Annotated in this window: 13 protein-coding genes; all 13 read right to left on the reverse strand. The window is 73.0% G+C overall.

Annotated elements, in window-relative coordinates; translation table 11 throughout:
- Nucleotides 1-412: 412 nt before the first annotated feature.
- From ABWU78_RS17005 to ABWU78_RS17065, 13 genes are read right to left on the reverse strand one after another with little or no spacing between them, the layout of a single operon-like run.
- Complete coding sequence (locus ABWU78_RS17005) at nucleotides 413-1,459, reverse strand: polyprenyl synthetase family protein (protein WP_439159028.1); 1,047 nt, start codon at nucleotides 1,457-1,459, stop codon at nucleotides 413-415.
- A complete protein-coding gene (gene nuoN, locus ABWU78_RS17010) occupies nucleotides 1,456-3,231 on the reverse strand; it encodes an NADH-quinone oxidoreductase subunit NuoN (protein ID WP_253055084.1) in 1,776 nt (591 codons plus the stop codon). The genes ABWU78_RS17005 and nuoN overlap by 4 nt, the downstream gene beginning before the upstream one ends.
- Entirely contained in the window at nucleotides 3,228-4,898 is a 1,671-nt protein-coding gene (locus ABWU78_RS17015; protein WP_439159029.1) for an NADH-quinone oxidoreductase subunit M, read from the reverse strand. The genes nuoN and ABWU78_RS17015 overlap by 4 nt, the downstream gene beginning before the upstream one ends.
- 13 nt (nucleotides 4,899-4,911) lie before the next feature.
- Entirely contained in the window at nucleotides 4,912-6,942 is a 2,031-nt protein-coding gene (nuoL, locus tag ABWU78_RS17020; protein WP_353707767.1) for an NADH-quinone oxidoreductase subunit L, read from the reverse strand.
- A gap of 13 nt (nucleotides 6,943-6,955) precedes the next feature.
- A complete protein-coding gene (nuoK, locus tag ABWU78_RS17025) occupies nucleotides 6,956-7,255 on the reverse strand; it encodes an NADH-quinone oxidoreductase subunit NuoK (RefSeq protein ID WP_047234414.1) in 300 nt (99 codons plus the stop codon).
- Nucleotides 7,255-8,220: an NADH-quinone oxidoreductase subunit J gene (locus ABWU78_RS17030; RefSeq protein WP_253055081.1), complete on the reverse strand. Its 966-nt coding sequence runs from the start codon at nucleotides 8,218-8,220 to the stop codon at nucleotides 7,255-7,257. The genes nuoK and ABWU78_RS17030 overlap by 1 nt, the downstream gene beginning before the upstream one ends.
- The gene (nuoI, locus tag ABWU78_RS17035; protein WP_253055136.1) at nucleotides 8,217-8,882 is read right to left on the reverse strand and encodes an NADH-quinone oxidoreductase subunit NuoI; all 666 of its coding nucleotides are present in this window, start codon (nucleotides 8,880-8,882) and stop codon (nucleotides 8,217-8,219) included. The genes ABWU78_RS17030 and nuoI overlap by 4 nt, the downstream gene beginning before the upstream one ends.
- Nucleotides 8,883-8,940: 58 nt before the next feature.
- A complete protein-coding gene (gene nuoH, locus ABWU78_RS17040) occupies nucleotides 8,941-10,347 on the reverse strand; it encodes an NADH-quinone oxidoreductase subunit NuoH (RefSeq protein ID WP_439159030.1) in 1,407 nt (468 codons plus the stop codon).
- Nucleotides 10,344-13,034 carry an NADH-quinone oxidoreductase subunit G gene (locus ABWU78_RS17045; RefSeq protein ID WP_353707765.1) on the reverse strand — a complete coding sequence of 897 codons (2,691 nt, stop codon included), beginning with the start codon at nucleotides 13,032-13,034 and terminating at the stop codon, nucleotides 10,344-10,346. The genes nuoH and ABWU78_RS17045 overlap by 4 nt, the downstream gene beginning before the upstream one ends.
- Nucleotides 13,034-14,401 (reverse strand): NADH-quinone oxidoreductase subunit NuoF, encoded by a 1,368-nt coding sequence (nuoF, locus tag ABWU78_RS17050; RefSeq protein ID WP_439159031.1) that lies wholly within the window; start codon nucleotides 14,399-14,401, stop codon nucleotides 13,034-13,036. The genes ABWU78_RS17045 and nuoF overlap by 1 nt, the downstream gene beginning before the upstream one ends.
- Nucleotides 14,398-15,294, reverse strand: coding sequence for an NADH-quinone oxidoreductase subunit NuoE (gene nuoE, locus ABWU78_RS17055; RefSeq protein ID WP_439159032.1), 897 nt, complete (start codon nucleotides 15,292-15,294; stop codon nucleotides 14,398-14,400). Before nuoE ends, nuoF begins: the two co-directional genes overlap by 4 nt.
- Nucleotides 15,291-16,670, reverse strand: coding sequence for an NADH-quinone oxidoreductase subunit D (locus ABWU78_RS17060; protein ID WP_374615299.1), 1,380 nt, complete (start codon nucleotides 16,668-16,670; stop codon nucleotides 15,291-15,293). The genes nuoE and ABWU78_RS17060 overlap by 4 nt, the downstream gene beginning before the upstream one ends.
- Entirely contained in the window at nucleotides 16,667-17,368 is a 702-nt protein-coding gene (locus tag ABWU78_RS17065; protein ID WP_253055134.1) for an NADH-quinone oxidoreductase subunit C, read from the reverse strand. The genes ABWU78_RS17060 and ABWU78_RS17065 overlap by 4 nt, the downstream gene beginning before the upstream one ends.
- Between the last annotated feature and the right edge of the window lie 18 nt (nucleotides 17,369-17,386).

Here is a 17,386-nt window from a genome sequence, read left to right on the forward strand (position 1 = left end):
GTCGTACAGGAACGCCATCCCGACGAGCGCGGTCGAGAACACCGACACGGTGCTCACCGACGCGACGGTGCGACGGTGCTCGTTCAGACGCGCCAGGAAACCCACAGGTCCTCCGAGGAGTTGGATCGGGAGACGATCGGCCCCCTTCTCCAGCCCCCTCGATCTCGCACATACCAGGCGGCCCCACCGATCGCGCAACCGAGGATAGCGGGAGACCGGGTGAAAACCGACACCCGTCCGATGGGGAGCGCTCCCCACCCCGCGCTCCCCGGACGCCGCCCCGCGTCGGGCGAGATTCCCCGGTCGGGGGCGTCCGAGCAGGTCAACTCGATGACGGAGGCAACGATGCCGTCGGGTCGCACCGGCGTCCCCGGCCGTCGTGGGCCGGGAAAAAGATCACCCCGCGCGACGGTCAGGCGGCGCGGTCGGCGAGCGCCTCCGCGAAGGAGCGCAGCGCGTCGGTGACCGGCCCCGCGGGGAGCGCGTCGAGCTCCTCCACGGCGGAGCGCGCCCAGCGCACCGCCAGCGCGCGCGTCTCGCCGAGCACCTCGTGGCGTCGCAGCGCGGCCACGGCCGCGGCGAGGGCGGCGTCGTCCGTCAGGTCGGAGTCGAGGAGCTCGACGAGCCGGGCGTCCGCCTCGCTCGCGGTCCCGTTCGCGATCCGGGCACGGAGCAGCAGCACCGGCATGGTCGGCACCTTCTCGCGCAGGTCCGTCCCCGGCGTCTTGCCCGACTCGTCGCCCGACGACGCCAGGTCGAGCACGTCGTCGGCGAGCTGGAACGCGACCCCGAGCTTCTCCCCGTAGGCCGCGACCGTGTCGACGACGGCCGTCGGGCACCCGGCGAACAGGGCGCCGAGCCGCGCGGACGTCGAGAGCAGCGAGGCCGTCTTGTCGGCGAGCACCTCGAGGTAGTGCTCGACGGGGTCGTCGCCCTCCCCCGGACCGATCGTCTCGTGGAGCTGGCCCAGGCACAGCCGCTCGAAGGTGCGTGCCTGGATGAGCACGGCCTCGGGCCCGAGCGCCGCGACGGTCGACGCGGCACGCGCGAAGAGGAGGTCGCCGACCATGATGGCGACCGAGTTCCCCCACACGGCGTGCGCGGACGGGGCCCCCCGGCGCACCGGGGCGGAGTCCATGACGTCGTCGTGGTACAGCGACGCGAGGTGCGTGAGCTCGACGACGACCGCGGACTCCACCACCTCCGGACGCGTCCCGTCCCCGAGCTCGGCGGCGAGCAGGGTGAGCAGCGGCCGCAGCCGCTTGCCCCCCGCGTTGACGAGGTGGCGGGACGCCGTGTCGGCGAGCGGGTCGGCGTGCGCGACGGCCTCGCGCAGCCGAGCCTCGACCCCGGCGAGCCGCTCGGTGAGGGCGGCCGCGAGCTCGGGGTCCGAGATCGGGATCGCGGTGGTCGTCACGGGCGCGGTCCGCTCACGCGGCACGGGAGGAACAGAGGTCACGGGACGAACTTAACCGCCTCGGCCGCCAGATCGAGAACCGGGGACGGGAACACACCGAGGAGGAGCACCCCGAGAGCGCACACCGCGATCGCGATCGTCGTCGGACCGGTCGACCGGACGACGGTCACGCCCGGCCGCTCGACCGCGCCGCCGTCGTCGTCCGTCCCCTCCGCGGCTCCCCCGGAGGGAGCGGTGAAGAACATCAGGACGATGATCCGGACGTAGAAGAACACCGCGACGGCCGACGCGATCACGCCCACGACGGCGAGCACCCACGTCGACCCCCCGCCCCGGCCGTCGGGCCCGGCGATGGCCGCGCCGAACGCGGTGAACTTCGCCACGAAGCCCGCCGTGAGCGGGATGCCCGCCATGGAGAGGAGGAAGAGGGAGAACACGCCCGCGAGCCACGGGCTCCGGCGACCAAGCCCGGCCCACTGCGCGAGGTGCGTCGCCTCGCCGAGCACGGCGACCGGCTGCTCCGCCGCCCCGTCGGTCACGTTGTCCGCGGGGTCGCCCGCCCCGTCGGCCCCGGCTCCCACCGTGGCCGGCACGCGCTCGCGCACGGGGGCGGTCTCGCGCACCAGCGTGACGACCGCGAACGCGCCGACCGTCGCGAGGCCGTAGACGAGCAGGTAGAAGACGGTCGCGCGCAGCGAGAGCTGCGAGAACCCGACGACGCCCACGAGGATGAAGCCCGCGTGCGCGATCGACGAGTACGCGAGCAGCCGCTTGACGTCGGTCTGCACGGCACCGACGACGGTCCCGACGACCATCGTGAGCAGCGTGACGACCCAGAGCGCGACGAACAGGTCCTCGCGCGCCGTGGGCGAGGACTGCGCGAGCCCGAGGCTCACGACGTACAGGACGCGCAGCAGAGCGCCGAACGCCGCCGCCTTGGTGCACGCGGCCATGAAGCCCGTGATGGGCGTCGGGGCGCCCTGGTAGACGTCGGGCGTCCAGGCGTGGAACGGAGCCGCACCGATCTTGAAGAGCAGGCCCGCGAGGATGAGCAGGACGCCCACGACGACGAGCCCCGGCATGGTCGCGAGCGGGCCTCCGGGCGTCGCGAGCGACTGGTACACCTCGACGAGGTCGACCGAGCCGGCGAACCCGTAGACGAGCGCGACGCCGAACACGAACAGGGCGGACGCGAACGCACCGAGGAGGAAGTACTTGAACGACGCCTCCTGCGAGAGGAGCCGACGGCGGCGGGCCATCGCGGAGAGCACGTACAGCGGGAGCGAGAGCACCTCGAGCGCGACGAACATCACGAGGAGGTTGCCGGTCGCGGGGAAGATCATCATGCCGCCGACGGCGAAGAGCACGAGCGGGTAGACCTCGGTCTGCTCGAGGCCCTTGCGCCGCGTGAGGTCCTCGTACGGCGACCCCGGTACCGCCGCCGCGGACGGCGCGAACGCGTCCTGGCCGGTCGACGTCTTGTCGGCGATCACGAGGATCGCGAGGAACGCGAGGAGGACGACGATCCCCTGGATCGCGAGGCCGAAGGGGTCGACGACCATGGATCCGCCGAGCACCCGGACCCCGGGAGCCGCCTGGGCGGACCCCTGCACGGCCGGGTCGCGCCACAGCACGACGACGAGCGCGAACGCCGCGGCCGTCGCGAGCAGCGCGAGGACGACCTGCGTCGTGCGACGGACGCGCGCGGGCACGAACGCCTCGATCAGCACGCCGACGACGCCGGCGCCCAGCACGACGAGGATCGGGGCGAGGTAGAGCCAGTCGACCGTGGGGGCCACGAAGGAGTCGTTCACGACTCGCTCCCTTCGTCGGAGCTACGAGTGACGGACGACCCCTGGCTCTCGAGGGCGGCCTGCTCGGCGCCCTCGGCGAACGGGTCGGAGCGCGGCGGGTCCTCGACGCCGGCGACCGCGAGGTCGGACAGGGTGACCTCCGCGGGCTCGCGCACGAGGTCGAGCGCGGGCGCCGGGTAGAAGCCGAGGACGAGGAGGACCGTGATCAGCGGTGCGACGACCCACTTCTCGCGCGCACCGAGGTCCGGGAGCGCGTCGAGCCCCTCGCGGGTCCCGCCCGTGAAGATCCGCTGGTAGGTCAGCAGCACGTAGAGCGCGGCCAGCACGACGCCGAGCACCGCGACGAGCGCGGCCCAGGGGCTGCGCGCGAACGTGCCGACCAGCACCATGATCTCGCTGACGAACGTCGACAGACCCGGCAGCGACAGCGCGGAGAGGCCCGCGACGAGGAACGTCCCCGCGAGCACGGGGACGACCTTCTGGAGGCCGCCGTAGTCCGCGATGCGCTGCGAGCGCTCCGGGTGCCGGGCGATGAGGAAGCCCGCCAGGAGGAACAGCGCGCCGGTCGAGATGCCGTGGTTGACCATGTACAGCGACGACCCGGACACGCTGAGCGACGTGAACGCGAAGATGCCGAGCACGATGAACCCGAAGTGGGACACCGACGTGTAGGCGATGAGTCGCATGAGGTCGCTCTGCCCGATCGCCATGAGCGCGCCGTAGAGGATCGAGACGACCGCCAGGACGACCACGACGGGGGCCGCCCACGCGCTCGCGTGCGGGAAGAGCGGGAGGCACAGCGTGAGCATCCCGAACGTGCCGACCTTGTCCAGCACGCCCACGAGGAGCGTGGAGGTGCCCGCGGGAGCGTGCTGCGCGGCGTCGGGCAGCCAGGTGTGGACGGGGAAGAGCGGCGCCTTGATGGCGAACGCGAGGAAGAACCCGAGGAACAGCAGCCGCTCGGTCGTGACGGGCATGGGCGACGCGGCGAACGTCTCGACGAGGTTCGCCGTGAGGAACGCGTCCTCGGGACGCGCGCCCGTCGTCGGGTCGATCGGCACCTGCACGTACAGCGCGATGACGGCCGCGAGCATGATGAGCCCGCCCGCGAGCGAGAACAGCAGGAACTTCACCGCCGCGTAGCGCCGCCGCGCCCCGACGCCGAACCCGCCGATCATGAAGTAGACCGGGATCAGCATCGCCTCGAAGAGGACGTAGAAGAGGAACACGTCGCGCGCGACGAAGACCGCGACCATGAACGCCTCGAGCAGCAGCACGAGCGCGAGGTAGTGGCGCAGGCGGCGCACGTCGCCGTCCTGCTCCTTCCACGCGGCCAGCACGACGAGCGGGACGAGCAGGACCGACAGCGCCACGAGCGCGAGCGCGACGCCGTCGGCGCCCACCGCGTAGCTCGCGCCGATCTGCGGGATCCAGCGGTACGTCTCGGTGAGCTGGTGGGTGCCGGCCGCCGAGGTGTCGAACGCGGTGAAGGCGCCGACGAGCAGGCCCAGCTCGACGAGCGCGGCGCCGAGGGCGATGCCGCGCACGGTGCGCAGCGCTCCCGCGCCGACGCCGCGCGTGCGGGCCGCGGCCGTGAGCCACACCGCCGCGGCACCCACCAGGGGCCAGGCGACGAGCAGGGACAGCCAGGGGACGGAGGTAGTCATGGGTGTCTCCCTCTCAGCTCGCGGAGCCGGTGGTCAGGGCGAGGACGACGGCGACGATCACCACGAGGCCGCCGAGCATCGTCGCGCCGTACGAGCGCACGTAGCCGTTCTGCCACCCGCGCAACCACTCCCCGATCCGGCCGATCAGGCCGGCGAGGCCCATCCAGCCGCCGTCGACCATCTCCTTGTCGGCGTAGACGAGCGAGCGCGTGAGGTACTGGCCGGGCCGCATGAACACGGCCTCGTTGACGTCGTCCTGGTACAGGTCGCGCCGGGCGGCGCGCGTGAGGACGGAGCCGCGCGGCGCACGGACCGGGACGCTCGACATCGCGTACTGCCGCCAGGCGAGGGCCGCGCCGGCGAGGACGAGCAGGAGCGTCAGGGTGATGAGCGACCACACCGGCAGGACCGGCTCGTGGTGCTCGGCGTGCCCGGTGACCGGCTCGAGCCACGTGACGAACCGCGAGCCCGCGGCGAGGATGCCGCCCAGGGCCACCGAGCCGACGGCGAGGACGATCATCGGCCAGGTCATGAGGCGCGGCGACTCGTGCGGGTGCTGCACCGGGCCGTCCTGCGGGCCGAGGCCGTCCACGGAGCCGCTGCCGTCGTTCCAGCGGCGGCGACCGGAGAACGTCATGAAGAACAGGCGCGACATGTAGAACGCCGTGATCCCGGCGCCCAGGAGCGCGACGCCGCCGAACACCCACGCCCGCCACGGCTCGCCGTCGACGGGCACGAACGCGGCCTCGATGATCTTGTCCTTGCTCCAGAAGCCCGAGAACGGCGGGATCCCGAGGATCGCGAGCCAGCCCATCATGAACGTGATCCAGGTGACCTTCATGTACCGCGCGAGGCCGCCGAACCGGCGCATGTCGACCTGGTCGTCCATGCCGTGCATGACGGACCCCGCGCCGAGGAACATCCCGGCCTTGAAGAAGCCGTGCGTCACGAGGTGGAAGATCGCGAACGCGTACCCGATCGGCCCGAGCCCGGCGGCGAGGATCATGTACCCGATCTGGGACATGGTCGACGCGGCGAGCGCCTTCTTGATGTCGTCCTTGGCGCAGCCCACGATCGCCCCGAAGAGGAGCGTCACCGCGCCGACGATGACGACGACGAGCTGCGCGGTGGGCGCGCCCTCGAAGATCGGCGCGGACCGCACGACGAGGTAGACGCCCGCCGTGACCATGGTGGCCGCGTGGATGAGGGCGGAGACCGGCGTCGGGCCCGCCATGGCGTCCCCGAGCCACGCCTGGAGCGGGAACTGCGCCGACTTGCCGCACGCGGCGAGCAGGAGCGCGATGCTCGTCGCGGTGAGCACGGCGGTCGACGCCTCCGGCGCCTGCGCGAACACGGTGGTGAAGTCGACCGCGCCGAACGTCGCGAACATCAGCATGAGCGCGACGATGAGCCCGATGTCGCCCACGCGGTTCATGACGAACGCCTTCTTGGCCGCGACCGCGTACGCGCGGTTGTGGTTCCAGAACCCGATGAGCAGGTACGACGCCAGGCCCACGCCCTCCCAGCCGACGAACAGCAGGAGGTAGGAGTCGGCGAGGACGAGCACGAGCATCGCCGCGACGAACAGGTTGAGGTACGCGAAGAACCGGCGCCGGTCGCGGTCGTGCGCCATGTAGGCGACCGCGTAGACGTGGATGAGCGTGCCGACGAACGTCACGAGGAGGACGAACGTCAGGGACAGCGGGTCGATCCGCAGGCCCATCGCGAGGTCGAGGCCGCCGGAGACGATCCAGTCGCCGATCCGGAAGTCGACCACGCGCTCGTCGACGGGGAGCCCGAGCATCACGAGGAAGAGGACCAGGCCCACCACGAAGGCGGCGCCCGACATGAGGACGCCGAACCACGCGCCCCAGCGGTCGCTGCGGCGCCCGGCGAGGAGGAGGACGGCCGCCCCGAGGAGCGGGAGCAGCACCAGGTACGGTGCCGCGAGGAACGCGCCCGGCACGGTCTCGGACGCGGGCACGACGTCGGTCGCGGCCAGCAGTCCGCTCGCCGTGGGCAGGGCGGGAAGGAGCGTCGTCATCGGTGCCGGCCCCTCAGCTCTTGAGCAGGTTGACGTCGTCGACCGAGGCGGACCGACGGGTGCGGAAGATGGACACGATGATCGCGAGGCCGACGACGACCTCGGCCGCCGCGACGACCATGACGAAGAAGGCGAGCACCTGCCCGGTCACGTCGCCGTGCATCCGGGCGAAGGTGACGAACGCGAGGTTGGTCGCGTTGAGCATGAGCTCGATGCCCATGAACACGATGATCGCGTTGCGCCGCAGCAGCACGGTCGCGGCACCGATCGAGAACAGGATCGCCGCGAGCACGAGGTAGTTGGTGAGCTCCATCAGTCCTCTCCTCCCGGGGTCGCGCCGGGGCCGCCGTCCGGCACCGCATCGGTGGCGCCGCCGGGCACGCGGGACCGGCCCGGGTCGTCCGGCCCGCCGACGTCGCCGGCGGGCGCCTCGCCCTGCGGCTCGTCGGCGGTCGCGGCCTGCACCGTGCGCTCGTTCGCGTCCTGGGCCCGCAGGGCGGGCAGCGCCCGCAGGGGCTCGTGCTCGACGAGCACCTCGCGCTCGGCCTCGAGGATGGTCCCGGCCGACCGCTCCTGGCCACGGATGCGCAGGATGCGGGAGACCGACTCCTCGATGGGCCGGCCCTGGGGGTCGAGCGCCGGGGTGTCCATGGCGTTGTTCTGCGCGTACACGCCGGGGGCGGCGAGCGGCGTGAGCCGGCCGCCCGCGGGCAGCGCGGCGACCTTCGCGTCGGCCTGCTCGCGCTGACCCACCTTCGGGGTGAGCCGGCGCCGGTGCGTGAGCACGAGCGCCGAGACCGCGGCGGTGATGAGCAGGATGCCCACGACCTCCATGGCGAAGACGTAGTCCGCGAAGAGCACGCGGGCGAGCGCCACGGGGTTCGTCGCCGCGTTGGCGAGCTCCAGCCCGACCGACGGCGGGAAGGTCGCCTGCGCGACCACGCCCACCAGCACGACCCCGAGCCCGAGCCCGAGGAGCACGCCGAGCCAGCGCTGCCCGCGGATCGTCTCCACGAGCGAGTCCGACGCGTCGACGCCGACGAGCATGAGCACGAAGAGGAACAGCATCATCACGGCGCCCGTGTACACGACCACCTGGACGACGCCGAGGAACGACGCCTCCTGCGCGATGTAGAGGATCGCGAGGTCGACCATGACGAACATGACCGCGATGGCGGCGTGCACCGCCTTGCGGGCGAAGAGCAGCGAGAGCGCCGCGAGGACCATGAGGGGGGCGAGGACCCAGAAGAGGACCGCCTCGCCGCCGCTCGCGGTCACCGGGCGGCCTTCCGGGCCGACGCGCCGGCGGAGCGCCCCGAGGTCGGGGTGACCCGCCGGACCTCCGGCGGCGGCCCCGTGGGCTCGGGCGGGAGGGTCGGGTCGTCCGGACGGTGCTCGCGCACCCAGTCCACCTGCTCGGCCACCGGGCCGCTCACCTCCCCGCGGTAGTACTCGGTGTCCGAGGTCCCCGGGACCATCGGGTGGGGCGCGGCGAGCATCCGCTCCTGGAGCGGCGCGAGCAGGTCCTGCTTCTCCCAGATCATGCCCTCGCGCGTCGGGCCCGCGAGCTCGTACTCGTTGGTCATCGTCAGCGCGCGCGTCGGGCAGGCCTCGATGCACAGGCCGCAGAAGATGCAGCGCAGGTAGTTGATCTGGTAGACGCGCCCGTACCGCTCGCCCGGCGACATGTGGCCGCCGTCGGGCAGGTCGGCGTTGTCGGCACCTTCGACGTAGATCGCGTCCGCGGGGCACGCCCACGCGCACAGCTCGCAGCCGATGCACTTCTCGAGCCCGTCGGGGTACCGGTTGAGCTGGTGCCGTCCGTGGTACCGCGGCTTCGTCGGCACCTTCTGGCGCGGGTACTGCTCGGTGACCGTCGGCCGGAACATCGACGCGAAGGTCACGCCGAACCCGGCGACGGGCGCGAGCGCCTCGCGCAGCCCCTTCGCCTGCGGGCGGCGGACCTCGTACTCGCCGGGACGGGCCGGCTTCTGGTCGTCAGCCACGGTCGACCTCCTTGTCGTGCGGTGTGTCTCGGGGGGCACCGGTGCCCGGCGAGCGGGACGCCCCGGGCGAGCCCGTGTCGTCGGGCACGAGGGCGCGGCGGCGGGGCGAGGGCGGGAGCGACTGGCCCGGCAGCGGCGGGACGGGGAACCCGCCCGCGAACGCGTCGAACGGCTCGGGCCCGGTACCCGCGGCGCGGGGCGTCGCTCCGGGTGGGGCCTTCTTCTCGGGCCAGAACCAGACGACCACCACGACCACCAGGGCCAGCGCGACGGCGATGCCGACGAAGACGCGGAGGTCGACGTCGAGGAACTGGCGCACGGCCTGGGCGACGGCGAGCAGCACGAGCCACGCGAGGGCGAACGGGATGAGGACCTTCCAGCCGAACCGCATGAACTGGTCGTAGCGCAGGCGCAGCAGCGTGCCGCGGACCCACACGAAGAAGAACATGACGGCCCAGACCTTGACGAGGAACCAGAGGATGGGCCACCAGCCCTCGTTGAACATCCCGTCGTTGATCGCCGAGAGCGGCCACGGGGCGCGCCACCCGCCGAGGAAGAGCGTCGTCGCGACGGCGGAGACGTTGAGCATGTTGATGTACTCCGCGAGGAAGAACCACGCAAACTTCATCGACGAGTACTCGGTCATGTACCCGGACACGAGCTCGCCCTCGGCCTCGGGGAGGTCGAACGGCAGGCGGTTGGTCTCGCCGACCATGGAGATGACGTAGATGACGAACGCGGGCAGGAGCGGGAGGAACCACCAGAGCTGCGTCTGCGAGTCGACGATGCGCGAGGTCGACATCGACCCCGCCATGAGGAAGACGGAGACGAGCGAGAGGCCCATCGCGAGCTCGTAGCTGATGACCTGGGCCGTCGAGCGGACCGACCCGAGCAGCGGGTACGTCGAGCCGGACGACCAGCCGCCGAGCACGATCCCGTACACGCCGAGCGACGCGCACGCGAGGATGTAGAGCGTCGCGACCGGGAAGTCGGTGAGCTGGGCGGGCGTCACGTAGTCCGTGAACGGGATCTGCACCTCGGGCCCGAACGGGATGACCGCGAACACGAGCAGCGCGCAGAACACGGAGATCATCGGGGCGAGCAGGTAGACGAACTTGTCCGCCGCCTTGACGGTGATGTCCTCCTTGAGCAGGAGCTTCATCGCGTCGGCGAGCGACTGGAGCAGGCCGAACGGGCCGTGCCAGTTGGGGCCCGGGCGCACCTGCATGCGCGCGACGACCTTGCGCTCGAACCAGATCGCGAACAGCACGCTCGTCAGCAGGAACACGAGGATGAGGACGGCCTTGACGAGGTACGTCCAGCCGTTGTCCTGCGAGAAGTTCGCCGTGATCCCGGGCACGCCCGAGGTCTCGGCAGCGAGTGCGTGGACGAGCCTCATGCGCCCTCCCCTCCGTCGGTGCTCCCGGGGCCGAGCCGGACGACGTCGCCCGGCACGGCGCCGAGCGCCGCGTGCACGGACGATCCCGGCGACCGCAGCGGCAGCCACACCACGTGGTCGACCATGTCGGTCACCACCACCGGGAGCGTGACCGCGCCCCGGTCCGTCGAGACGCGCACGAGGTCGCCGTCGAACACGTCGACCGCGGCGGCCGTCGTCGCGGACAGCCGCGCGACCGGCCGCTTCGCCGTCCCCGCGAGGTAGCGCTCGCCGTCCTGGCCGCGCGCGTCGTCGAGCAGGAGGCGCCAGCTCGCGAGGACCGCGGTCCCGGGTGCGACGGCGGGCGGCTCGGTGGTCTCGACGTCCGGCGCGGCGGCGCGCTCGCCGTCCCACGCGCCGTCGCCCACGAGCTGGTCCAGCTCGGCGCGCACCGCGTCGACGGTGCCGAGGCCGAGGCTGACGCCCGCGGCGTCGGCGAGCGCGTCGAGCACGCGGTGGTCCGTCATCGCCGTCGAGGCGAGCGCCGCCGGGAACCGGCGCACGCGGCCTTCCCAGCTCACGAACGCCCCCTCGCGCTCGACGGGCGGCGCCACGGGGAGCACGACGTCCGCCAGCTCGGTCACCGCCGAACGCCGCACCTCGAGCGAGACGACGACGTCCGCCGCCTCGAGCGCGCGGCGCGCGTGCGCCGGGTCGGGCAGGTCGTCGAGCTCGAGGCCGCCGACGAGCACGCCCGCGAGCTGGCCGACGGACAGGGCGTCGAGCATCTCCCCCACGTCGCGGCCCGCGGTCGCGGGGAGCCCGGTCGGCTGGTCGTCCGTGGCGGCCACGCCCCAGACCGTCGCGACGTCGACACGGGCCGCGGCGTCGGCGACCGGGCGTCCGCCCGGCAGGAGGTTCGGCAGGGTGCCGGCCTCGACGCCGCCGCGCTCGCCGGCGCGCCGCGGGACCCACGCGAGGCGTGCGCCCGTCGCGGCGACCGCGCGCAGCAGCGCGCTGTACCCGCCGCGCGTCGCGGCGAGCCGCTCGCCGACGAGGATCACGGCGCCCGGCGCCCGGAGCGCGTCGCTGACCTCGGCGAGGAGGTCGGTGCCCTCGGCCTCGTCGAGCGTGCGGACCTGGTCGCCCGCGGCGATGCCGTCGAGCCACTCCGCCTCGGTGCCCGGCGCGGCGGGGAGGAGCGTGCCGTGCATGCGCTGCACGCCGCGCGACGCGAACGGCGCGACGGAGAACACCCGCACCCCGTGCCGCACGGCGCCCTTGCGCAGGCGCAGGAACGTCACGCCCGCCTCCTCCTCGGCCTCCAGGCCGACGAGGAGGACCGCGGGCGCCTTCTCGAGGTCGGTGAAGGTCACGCCGCCGGCGTGGCCGACAGCCCGGCCCGCGACGGCGTGCGCCAGGAACTCCGCCTCCTCGGCGCTGTGGGCGCGGGCGCGGTGGTCGACGTCGTTCGTGCGCAGCCACGTGCGCGCGAGCTTCGCGTACGCGTAGGCGTCCTCGAGGGTGAGCCGACCGCCCGGGAGGACGGCGACGCCCCCGGCGTCGCGAGCCCGCGTCAGGGCCTCGGCCGCGACCTCGAGCGCCTCCGCCCAGGAGGCGGGGCGCAGCTCGCCGCGCGTCACCGACCCGTCCGGGGCGACCTCGCGGTCCCGCACGAGCGGGTGCGTCAGGCGGTCCGGCGCGGACTGCCACGTGAACGCGAAGCGGTCGCGGTCGGTGATCCACTCCTCGTTCACCAGCGGGTCCTCGCCCGCGAGGCGGCGCAGCACGACGCCGCGGCGGTGGTCGACGCGGATCGCCGACCCCGACGAGTCGTGCTCGGAGACCCCGGGGGTCGAGACCAGGTCGAACGGGCGCGAGCGGAACCGGTACGCCGCGCCCGTGAGCGCGCCCACCGGGCAGATCTGCACGGTGTTGCCCGAGAAGTACGACGCGAACGGCAGCCCCGACTCGTCCTCGAGCGCGAGCCCGACCGGGCGGTCTCCCGGCGCCTGACCCGCGGGCGGCGCGAAGTCCAGCACCGCCTCGTCGAACCGGCCGATCTGCTGCGCGGCGCCGCGCTTCTGGAGGTCGATGAACGCGTCGCCCGCGATCTCCTGGGAGAAGCGCGTGCACCGCTGGCACAGCACGCAGCGCTCGCGGTCGAGCAGGATCGTCGTCGAGACCGCGATCGGCTTGGGGAACGTGCGCTTGACGTCCACGAACCGGCTCGTCGCGCGACCGTTGCTCATCGCCTGGTTCTGCAGCGGGCACTCGCCGCCCTTGTCGCACACCGGGCAGTCGAGCGGGTGGTTGATGAGCAGCAGCTCCATGATCCCGTGCTGCGCCTTGTCGGCGACCGGGCTCGTGCGCTGCGTCTTGACCACCATGCCGGGAGTCGCCTCGAGCGTGCACGACGCCTGGGGCTTCGGCATGGGCCGGACGTTGCCCTCGCGGTCCGGCGTCGCCACCTCGACGAGGCACTGGCGGCACGCGCCCGCCGGCTCCAGCAGGGGGTGGTCGCAGAACCGCGGGATCTGGATCCCGATCTGCTCGGCCGCGCGGATCACGAGCGTGCCCTTCGGCACCGACATCTCGACGTCGTCGATCGTGAACGTCACGTGGTCCGCGGGGACCGGGGGCTTGGCCGCGCCACCCGTGGGAGCGGCGGCGGAGCCGGTGCCCGGGGCGGGGGTCGTGGTCGTCATCAGTGCACTCCTGCCGTCAGGACGCGGGCCGGGCGGGGCGTGTAGTCGAAGAGGGCCGCTGCGGCGGGGTCGAACGGGCAGCGGTGCTCCGTGATGTGCGCCTCGTACTCGTCGCGGAACAGCTCGATGCTGCTCGTCACGGGCGACGTGGCGCCGTCGCCGAGCGCGCAGAACGCGCGGCCCAGGATGTTGTCGCACGTGTCGAGGAGCAGGTCGAGGTCGGACTCCGTGCCCTGGCCCGCCTCGATGCGCGCCAGCACCTGCTTCATCCAGTACGTGCCCTCGCGGCACGGCGTGCACTTGCCGCACGACTCGTGCGCGTAGAAGTCCGTCCACCGGCTCACGGCCCGCACGACGCACGTCGTCTCGTCGAAGAGCTGGAGCGCCCGCGTGCCGAGCATCGAGCCCGCCGCCGCGACCGACTCGTAGTCGAGGGGGGTGTCGAGGTGGGCGTCGGTGAACAGCGGCGTCGACGAGCCGCCCGGCGTCCAGAACTTCAGCGCCTTGCCGCCCCGCATCCCGCCCGCGAGGTCGAGCAGCTCGCGCAGCGTCGTGCCGAGCGGCGCCTCGTACTGCCCGGGACGCGTCACGTGGCCCGAGAGCGAGAACAGGCCGAACCCGGCCGACCGCTCCGTGCCCATCGACGTGAACCAGTCGGCGCCGCGCGCGACGATCGAGGGCACGCTCGCGATGGACTCCACGTTGTTGACGACGGTCGGGCGCGCGTACAGGCCCGCGACCGCCGGGAACGGCGGCTTGAGCCGCGGCTGCCCGCGACGCCCCTCGAGCGAGTCCAGCAGCGCCGTCTCCTCGCCGCAGATGTACGCGCCCGCACCGGCGTGGACCGTGACGTCCAGGTCGAAGCCCGAGCCCTGGACGTTCTTGCCCAGGAACCCGGCCTCGTACGCCTCCTCGACCGCGCGCAGCAGGCGGCGGTACACGTGCAGCACCTCGCCGCGCACGTAGATGAACGCGTGGTGGCACCCGATCGCGTACGACGTGATCGCGACGCCCTCCACGAGCGCCTGCGGGCTCGCGAGCATCAGCGGGATGTCCTTGCACGTCCCCGGCTCGGACTCGTCCGCGTTGACGACCAGGTACCGCGGGCCGCCGTCGGGCGCGGGCAGGAAGCCCCACTTCATGCCCGTCGGGAAGCCCGCGCCGCCGCGGCCGCGCAGGCCCGACGCCTTGACCGTCGCGACGACGTCCGCCGGGTCCTGGGCGAGCGCCGCGCGCAGCCCCGCGTACCCGCCGCGGTCCACGTACGACGCCAGCGTCCAGGACCGGTCCGCGTCCCACGTGTCCGACAGGACGGGGGTCAGCGGGTCCGGTGCCGGCCGGGCCACGGTGCCCTGCTGCTCGCTCATGCGTCCGCTCCCTTCGACGGGTCGGGCTGGGTGCCGGGAGACTCGGCCTTGCCGCCGGGGTCGACGTCGGCGCCGGTCGTCGGCGTCCGCTCGGCGCTCGACTGCTCGCCGCCCGTCACGGGCCTCTCGGGAGCCGGCTCGCCAGCCGAGGTAGAGCCCTGGTCCGGCGAGGTAGAGGCCTGGTCGGTGCCGGGGGCGGTCCAGCCCTGCTCGCGCGCGAGGCGGAGGCCGGCGAGGGTGGGCTCACCGGCACCGACGCCCTCGTCGGCGCGGCCGTCGGGGAAGCCCGCGAGGACGCGGCTCATCTGCTTGAAGGTGCACACGCTCGCGGCGCCCCGGGTCGGGGCGACGGGCTCGCCCGCGCGGAGGCGGTCGACGACGTCGGTCGCCGACCCGGGTGTCTGGTTGTCGAAGAACTCCCAGTTGACCATCATGACCGGCGCGTAGTCGCAGGCCGCGTTGCACTCGACGCGCTCGAGCGTGATCGCGCCGTCCTCCGTCGTCTCGTCGTGGCCGACGCCGAGGTGGTCGGAGAGCTCGTCGAAGATCGCGTCGCCGCCCATGATCGCGCACAGCGTGTTGGTGCAGACCCCCACGGTGTACGTCCCGTTGGGGTGGCGCTTGTACTGCGTGTAGAACGTCGCGACGGCGGAGACCTCGGCTGCGGTGAGCCCGAGCTGCTCCGCGCAGAACAGGATGCCGTCGCGCGAGACGTAGCCGTCCTCGGACTGCACGAGGTGCAGCATGGGGAGCAGCGCCGAGCGCGACTCGGGGTAGCGCGCGACGATCTGCGCGGCGTCGGCGGCGAGGCGCGCCGTCGTCTCCGCGTCGTACCCGGGGCGCGAGGCGCCCGCGGGCGTGCCGTTCGTCGCAGGTCCGGCGTCGATGGTCATCGGTCCACCCCTCCCAGCACGGGGTCCAGGGAGGCGACGGCGACCACGACGTCGGCCACCTGGCCGCCCTCGCACATCGCCGCCACGGCCTGGAGGTTGTTGAACGACGGGTCGCGGAAGTGCGCCCGGTAGGGGCGCGTGCCGCCGTCGGACACGAGGTGCACCCCGAGCTCGCCGCGCGGGTGCTCCACGGTCTGCCACGCCTGCCCGACCGGGACGCGGAAGCCCTCGGTGACGAGCTTGAAGTGGTGGATCAGGGCCTCCATGGAGGTGCCCATGATCTCCTTGATGTGGTCGAGCGAGTTGCCCTGGCCGTCGCTCCCGATCGCGAGCTGCGCGGGCCACGCGATCTTGCGGTCGCCCACCATCACGGGCTGCCCGGCCGTCTGCTCGAGGCGCTCGAGGCACTGCGCGACGATGTGCAGCGACTGGTAGCACTCCTCGAGGCGCAGCACGACCCTGTCGTAGCAGTCGGCGCCCGTCGCGGTGGGGACGTCGAAGTCGTACGTCTCGTAGCCGCAGTACGGGTCGGACTTGCGCACGTCGTACGGGTGGCCCGTGGAGCGCAGCACCGGCCCGGTGACGCCGAGCGCCATGCAGCCCGCGAGGTTGAGGTGCCCCACGCCGACGAGCCGGCCCTTGAAGATCGGGTTGGCCAGCATGAGGTCGCCGAGCTGGCCGAGGTACCGGCGGATGAGCGGGTCGGCCTTGCGGACCTGCTCGACGAGGTCCGGCGGCACGTCCTGCGCGACGCCGCCGGGGCGGACGTACGCGTTGTTCATGCGCAGGCCCGTGACCGCCTCGAAGATCCGCAGGATCTCCTCGCGCGCGGTGAACGCGATGGTCATGACGGTCGTCGCGCCCATCTCGTTGCCGCCGGTGCCGAGGCACACGAGGTGGGACGCGATGCGGTTGAGCTCCATCATGAGCACGCGGATGACGCTCGCGCGCTCGGGCACGTCGTCCGTGATGCCGAGCAGCTTCTCGACCGCGAGGCAGTACGCCGTCTCCTGGAACAGGGGCGCGAGGTAGTCCATGCGGGTGCAGAACGTGACGCCCTGCGTCCACGTCCGGTACTCCATGTTCTTCTCGATGCCGGTGTGCAGGTAGCCGATGCCGCAGCGCGCCTCGGTGACCGTCTCGCCGTCGATCTCGAGCATGAGGCGGAGCACGCCGTGCGTCGACGGGTGCTGCGGGCCCATGTTGACGACGATGCGCTCCTCACCGAGCGCGGCCGCCGCGACGGCGCTCTCGGCGATGTCCGCCCAGTCGCCGCCCGACGCCTCGAAGCTCGGGACGCCCTGGTCGAAGTCGCCGACGGGCGGGCGGGTCGAGTGCGGGGCGGCGCCGGGGGCGCCGGTGGTGTGCGTGCTCACGAGTACGACCTCCTCGTGTCGGGCGGGGGCACGGTCGCGCCCTTGTACTCGACGGGGATCCCGCCGAGCGGGTAGTCCTTGCGCTGCGGGTGGCCCGGCCAGTCGTCGGGCATCTCGATGCGCGCGAGCGACGGGTGGCCGTCGAAGACGATCCCGAAGAAGTCCCACGTCTCGCGCTCGTGCCAGTCGTTCGTCGGGTAGACGGACGTCGTGGTCGGCACGTGCGGGTCGGCGTCGGGCACCGACACCTCGAGGCGCAGCCGACGCCCGTGCGTGATCGACGTGAGGTGGTAGACGGCGTGCAGCTCGCGGCCGACGTCGTGCGGGAAGTGCACGCCGCTCACGCCCAGGCTCAGCTCGAACCGCAGGTCCTGGTCGTCGCGCAGCGCGCGACACACCTCGACGAGGTGGTCGCGGTGCACGTGGATCGTCAGCTCGGCGTGCGCGCCGGGCGGGTCCACCACGACGCGCTCCACCGCCGCCTCGAACCGCGTGCCGCCCTCCGCGAGCACCTCGGCGAGGACGTCGACGACCTCGTCGAACCAGCCCCCGTACGGTCGCGGGCTCGCGCCGGGCATCGCGACGGGCTGGACGAGCCCGCCGTACCCCGACGTGTCGCCCGAGCCGTGGACCCCGAACATGCCCTCGCGCACCTCGACGACCTCGAGCGTGCGCGGCGCGCCAGCCCCGGTCACCAGGTCGCCCGACCTCGGTCC

The organism is Cellulosimicrobium sp. CpK407, assembly GCF_051844275.1.
GTDB lineage: Bacteria > Actinomycetota > Actinomycetes > Actinomycetales > Cellulomonadaceae > Cellulosimicrobium > Cellulosimicrobium cellulans_G.

Bases quoted from the DNA above. Each gene is read 5' to 3' on its own strand.
- ABWU78_RS17015 (WP_439159029.1), bottom strand. From the start codon at position 4,898: ATGACTACCTCCGTCCCCTGGCTGTCCCTGCTCGTCGCCTGGCCCCTG.
- nuoL (WP_353707767.1), bottom strand. From the start codon at position 6,942: ATGACGACGCTCCTTCCCGCCCTGCCCACGGCGAGCGGACTGCTGGCC.
- nuoK (WP_047234414.1), bottom strand. From the start codon at position 7,255: ATGGAGCTCACCAACTACCTCGTGCTCGCGGCGATCCTGTTCTCGATC.
- nuoH (WP_439159030.1), bottom strand. From the start codon at position 10,347: ATGAGGCTCGTCCACGCACTCGCTGCCGAGACCTCGGGCGTGCCCGGG.
- ABWU78_RS17045 (WP_353707765.1), bottom strand. From the start codon at position 13,034: ATGACGACCACGACCCCCGCCCCGGGCACCGGCTCCGCCGCCGCTCCC.
- nuoF (WP_439159031.1), bottom strand. From the start codon at position 14,401: ATGAGCGAGCAGCAGGGCACCGTGGCCCGGCCGGCACCGGACCCGCTG.
- nuoE (WP_439159032.1), bottom strand. From the start codon at position 15,294: ATGACCATCGACGCCGGACCTGCGACGAACGGCACGCCCGCGGGCGCC.